Here is a 4,925-nt window from a genome sequence, read left to right as displayed (position 1 = left end):
GGACCCCGCCCGCATGGGCGGTGCCGGGCACTACGCTCAAACGAGTGGACAGAGATGTAAGGTACGAAACCGGGAGCCGAGGATGACGCGTCATCTGCCCTTTACGAGGGGCGAGACAATCGAGTTTCAGATCGGGTGCCGTGAATGGAGGTACCCCAACGGGATGACAATCGGCGAGGCAGGCTCGCCCCCGCCGCCCGATCCGATAACAGGCTGGCCGGGCGAGCCGTGATGATATGGCCGCCCGGCCGATGTGAAGGGTGATCCTCAGGCGGCGAGCGCGGGCGCCGGGGGCCAGGCATCCCGTAGGGTTTTCGCCTGTCGGACTACGAATTCCGCCTCGTCCACGGGGGAGGCGATGAGCTTCGCCAGATCGAACCCGAAGGCCCCAGCGCATTCGGGGTATCGCCGCTCGAACGAGAGGATGCCGGCGACGATGCTCTTCACGTAGGCGGTCGCGAGATCCGGCCGCTCGTCGAGGAGGGTGTTAAATTCGGCCATCAGCGCCATGGATTCCGCGTCCGGCTCCGGCCGACGAGCGGTCCCACGCTCGTGCTGGGTGCGGCGAATGCGGGCCGCGATTAGCGTAGCCAGCCGGTCGTCGGCATCGTGCAGCAGGTCGCTGACGGACAGCGCGAAGGCGGCGATAGTAGGCGGCACTGCGTCGTCGTCGAGCGCGGCTAGCGATTGCGCATGCACGGCCAGCAGATCGACGGCCTCGCGCATCTCCGCCTCGCGACGCGCATGGGTCTCCTGCTGACGGATCGCAGCCATGGCTGCCGCGATGGCAGCCACGATGATCATCAGGACGAAGAGCAGGGTGGTGCTGACATTCTCAGGCATCGGCGTCGTCCCCGGCGGGCGCGATCATGCGCTCGCCTTCCTTCGTGGCCCCCTTCACTCGCTTGCGCAGCCGGCGACGCCCGGCGGCGGTCTCTCGCTTTTCCAGAGCGTCGTATTCGGCCTCATCGGCTCGACGCTTCCAGATGTGCTTTCGCTCCGACCATGCAAAGAAGGCACCGAGTCCCAAGATGTCAACGAGCAGCGTTTCGGTGCGCGGCGCGCCGAACGCCAATGCCGCGAGGCTGACGACCGATATCAGGGCGATGACAATCGGCCCGTCACCGGCCGGCGCGAGAGCCTTGATCCCGTCACGCAGAGCGTCCCAGAGGCCAGCGAACGGGTTCATGGAGACTGCCATGAGGCCGTGAGCAGGGTCGCCACCGCGGCTGCGACCAGGCAATCCCCTACGGCATACTCGACGCCTGCAGCCTCAAGTGCGCGCCGAGAGCCGACGAAGACGATAGCAATACGCATTGCGGACAGACGGCGGGCGATCACTCTTCGCGTCCCTGAAAACGGATCCTGGCACCCATCACACCAGTCCCGCCAGCCCGCAGACGGCCAGGGCCGTGACGATCACGGTAAAACCCGCCAGCGAGACGGTGCCGCCGATCCGGGCCCAGCGCCGGCTCACGGCTGGCGCATCCGCACGCCGGCCCCGCCGCCGTTCTGCGGGATGAACTCGACGCCTGCCGCTTCAAGGGCGGCCCGCATCTTATCGACGCTGCTGACACGCGCGTCCTGACCGGCCTCAAACCGGTTGATGGTGTTGGCTCCCACGCTGGCCTCGCGCGCGAGATCCTGCGTGGTCCACCCAAGTGCGGCGCGGGCCATTCGGCATTGAAACGGCTTCATATGGTGATTTTATCACCGAATGTGGTTGACATCAAACCGGTGACGGCGTTACCACTAGTGGTGAGATTTACACCACTTTGTGCCCGCCATGCCCCACCGCACCGTCTCCTGGACCCGCCTTTCCCGCTCGCTGCACGACAGCAAGCCGGTAATCCCCGCCGGCCTGCTCTCGGCCCGCGCCCTGATCCAGTTCGGCGCCCGCACCCGCCCCCTCGCCACTGCCGGCCAGTACGACCGCACCGCGATCATGGCCGCCGCCTGCAAGGCTGGCCGAGAGCCGGAAACTCCGGCAGCGGTAGGCTGGGCCGGCGCCGGCTAAGTTTCTCTTAGGGGTACTCGGCTGATGCGTACCTTCACATGAGGGCCGCACCTCCCCCAGGGACCACCGAGGGCCAGTCAAAGTACCACCGATGTGCCACAAGCTCAGGGGTATCACACCTCACGCACTGAAGGTGCGAGCGATACTGAACCCACCGCTTCAGTGTGGTGCTTCGGTTCCGAGATCGGAGGGGTAAGGGACCTTGGCCAGGGCTGCCCCGTTCTCATCTAGGATCGCCACGTGCCAGCGGAACGGGTCAGGGGTACCTGAGGCGCGCTCTCTGAGGACACGCTTCCAGACTTCCAGGGCCTCGATCTTTGCCGCCTCAAGGTCGGGTAGGTCGATCCCATTATGATCACGTGTCACGTCCTCCCCTTCCTGCAGAACGTCGAAAAAGTAGCGTGGCATCCACCCTCCCGTGATGCTGGACCTATCTGTTTGCGCAGCGATGGTATGTGTATTCAAAATTGTTTAACCCGGGCTTCTCTACGCACGACGTCAGCCCGAATTGGGCGCACAGGGCAAAGCACAAGCCCCGATCTTTCAGAGTACGGCCACAGGTGCTCTGCGTGACCGTGTCAGCCGCTGATAGGGAGTAACGGGGGAGTACCGGGGTCAGGGGTCAGCCGCTGATCGAGAACGGCGTTACCTCAGCCCTTGCCGATGCTGTGGAAGACCCGTTCTGATCCCGCCTGTGGGCGTTTAGTGCAACACAGGACAACGGTCCCTTAAATCTTGGCATGCCAACGATCGACGAAAGGCGAATACCGGCGAGATACGTGATGCCCCCGCTTCCCCGGCTAGTTCATCTGCTCCGCTCCGCCCGGGCGTGGATGGCCTTGGGCGTCTTAGCACCTATCGGAATGCTCGCTGCATCTGGATTGATGCTGTTCGATTTACGCCAGGACGCGCGAGATAAGGCCGAGCAGACTTCCAAGAACCTCCTGCAGGTCCTGGAGCACGACATCGCCCGAAACATCGAGTTGTACGACCTCTCGCTGCGCGCTGTCGTCGACAACCTCAAAGCTCCTGGCGTCGATCGGATCAGCCCGGAACTGCGCCAGCTCGTCTTGTTCGATCGCGCTGCCACCGCTCAGGACATGGGCGTCATGCTCGTTTTAGATGAGAATGGCAGCAGCATCATCGATGCGGGTGCAGTGCCATCTCGCAATGTCAACAACGCTGACCGTGCCTACTTCCAGGCGCATAAGGCTCAGGCCAATCTCGGCCTCGTCATCAGCGAGCCGCTGGTTTCCCACCTGACAGGCGCCCGGATGCTCGTGCTCAGTCGCCGCATCGACAAGCCGGACGGCTCATTCGGCGGTATCGTGTTAGGGACCCTCAACCTGTCCTATTTCACGCGGCTGTTCAGTCAGCTTGATCTCGGCCGGGATGGTGCCATCAACCTGTACCTGCGCGACGGCACGCGCGTCATGCGTCACCCCTACTCGGAAGCCGATATCGGCGTGAACATCGCAGGTGCCCCGACCTTCGAGGGCTTCCTGCGTGAGCACAACGGCAGCTTCGTCGAGACCTCCACCCGGGACGGTATAGAACGGCACTACACCTTCACACGTATCGGCGACCTGCCGCTGATCCTGAACGTCGCCCTGTCGACGGACGAGATCGAGGCTGACTGGCGCGTGAAGGCGCTCACGATCGGCGTCATCGTGCTGATGCTATGTGGCCTCACCATCGCGCTGTCGCTCCTGTTCGGGCGGGAGCTGCGTCGCCGCGAGGTGATACAAGCCGAACTCGCCAAGTTATCGCTTACGGATGCCCTGACGGGACTGCCGAACCGTCGCGCCTTCGATGACGCGTTCGCCCGGGCATCAGGTGGCGCGAGGCACTCGGGTAAACCTCTGTCCCTGCTCATCGTCGATGCTGACCACTTCAAGCGCTTCAACGACCGCTATGGCCATCAGGTCGGAGATCAGGTGCTCCAGGGCTTGGCACGATGCCTCTCCGACAGCGTGCATCGTCCTCATGATCTCGTCTGCCGCGTCGGCGGTGAGGAGTTCGCCGTCCTCTTGCCAGACACAGATCTGGTGGGCGCCTTCCGTATTGCGGAGAAAGTCCATGCCGAAGTGTCCGCGCTGGCGGTCGGCTCAGCGGGCATCGGTGCCGGTGCAGTAACAGTGAGCATCGGGCTCGCAGCCTCTGTACCGGCAGCCACGGAGGTCACCGCGCTCGCGGACCTCTACCGCTTAGCAGACGAGGCTCTGTATGAAGCCAAAGCTGGGGGGCGGAACCAGACCCACTGTGCGAAGCCGCATGATCCGGCCATCACGCCGCTAAAGCATGCGCTTCGACTGATGCGCTGAGCGTACCAGTCCGCTTCGGCGCCATACGGCTACGCTTCCTTCAGACCCAGTGGCACAGTCACGCCACCATGCCGATCCGGCCCGAGCACCGCTCTTTCTATCCGATCGACTGGCGCGAGCTATCGATGGCGATCCGCTTCGGCCGGGCGCAGGGCCGCTGCGAGAGCTGCGGGCGGCCGCACGGTCGGATGGTCTACCACCTCGGCGATGGGCGCTGGTGGGACGCGGACGCTAGCCGCTGGCGCGACGGTTGGGGCAGGCGGATCCGGATAGCTGCGGAGGCTGACATCCTTGGACGCGCTCGCCGGACTTGGGTAGTGTTGGCTGCAGCCCATCGCGACCACGACACCGCGAACAACGCCGACGCCAACCTCGCGGCCTTCTGCCAGCGCTGCCACATGATCCACGATCGGCCGGAGCATCAGCGGAGACGCTGGCGCACGCTGTTCCGGCGGAAGGCGCTCGGAGACCTGTTCGGGGGCCCCTACGCCTGAAGAGCTGTCTTCAAGATGCAGAGCAAGCTATGTCCCGGGGACTTATAAGAAAGAAATCACTCTATCGCGTGAACCATGCGCAAAATCCTG

The 4,925-nt window shown here is 64.0% G+C and carries 7 protein-coding genes; 3 read left to right on the top strand and 4 right to left on the bottom strand.

The genetic code is table 11. The features are described from left to right. Window positions 1-267: 267 nt before the first annotated feature. The 3 genes from MKK69_RS18865 to MKK69_RS18855 all read right to left on the bottom strand — a co-directional run bounded on the left by MKK69_RS18865 (window position 268) and on the right by MKK69_RS18855 (window position 1,698). Window positions 268-843 carry a hypothetical protein gene (locus MKK69_RS18865; protein WP_243970343.1) on the bottom strand — a complete coding sequence of 192 codons (576 nt, stop codon included), beginning with the start codon at window positions 841-843 and terminating at the stop codon, window positions 268-270. Continuing rightward, window positions 836-1,189, bottom strand: a complete 354-nt coding sequence (locus MKK69_RS18860) for a hypothetical protein (RefSeq protein ID WP_243970341.1) — start codon at window positions 1,187-1,189, stop codon at window positions 836-838. Before MKK69_RS18860 ends, MKK69_RS18865 begins: the two co-directional genes overlap by 8 nt. A gap of 284 nt (window positions 1,190-1,473) precedes the next feature. Then, window positions 1,474-1,698 (bottom strand): multiprotein-bridging factor 1 family protein, encoded by a 225-nt coding sequence (locus MKK69_RS18855; RefSeq protein ID WP_243970340.1) that lies wholly within the window; start codon window positions 1,696-1,698, stop codon window positions 1,474-1,476. 88 nt (window positions 1,699-1,786) lie between these two features. On the opposite strand from MKK69_RS18855, the gene MKK69_RS18850 reads away from it, so the two are divergent. Next, window positions 1,787-2,017 (top strand): hypothetical protein, encoded by a 231-nt coding sequence (locus tag MKK69_RS18850; RefSeq protein ID WP_243970338.1) that lies wholly within the window; start codon window positions 1,787-1,789, stop codon window positions 2,015-2,017. Window positions 2,018-2,176: 159 nt separating this feature from the next. On the opposite strand, the gene MKK69_RS18845 is transcribed toward MKK69_RS18850, so the two are convergent. After that, entirely contained in the window at window positions 2,177-2,425 is a 249-nt protein-coding gene (locus MKK69_RS18845) for a DUF6894 family protein (RefSeq protein ID WP_243970336.1), read from the bottom strand. 374 nt (window positions 2,426-2,799) lie between these two features. Between MKK69_RS18845 and MKK69_RS18840 the strand changes: the two genes are divergently transcribed. Both MKK69_RS18840 and MKK69_RS18835 read left to right on the top strand, forming a co-directional pair. Then, entirely contained in the window at window positions 2,800-4,341 is a 1,542-nt protein-coding gene (locus MKK69_RS18840) for a sensor domain-containing diguanylate cyclase (RefSeq protein WP_243970334.1), read from the top strand. Between the two features lie 68 nt (window positions 4,342-4,409). After that, complete coding sequence (locus MKK69_RS18835) at window positions 4,410-4,835, top strand: hypothetical protein (RefSeq protein WP_243970332.1); 426 nt, start codon at window positions 4,410-4,412, stop codon at window positions 4,833-4,835. Window positions 4,836-4,925: the final 90 nt, after the last annotated feature.

It is taken from the genome of Methylobacterium sp. J-026 (assembly GCF_022829585.1).
GTDB lineage: Bacteria > Pseudomonadota > Alphaproteobacteria > Rhizobiales > Beijerinckiaceae > Methylobacterium.
Note: the sequence above shows the minus strand (reverse complement) of the source record. Positions and strands in the feature narration are given on the sequence as shown.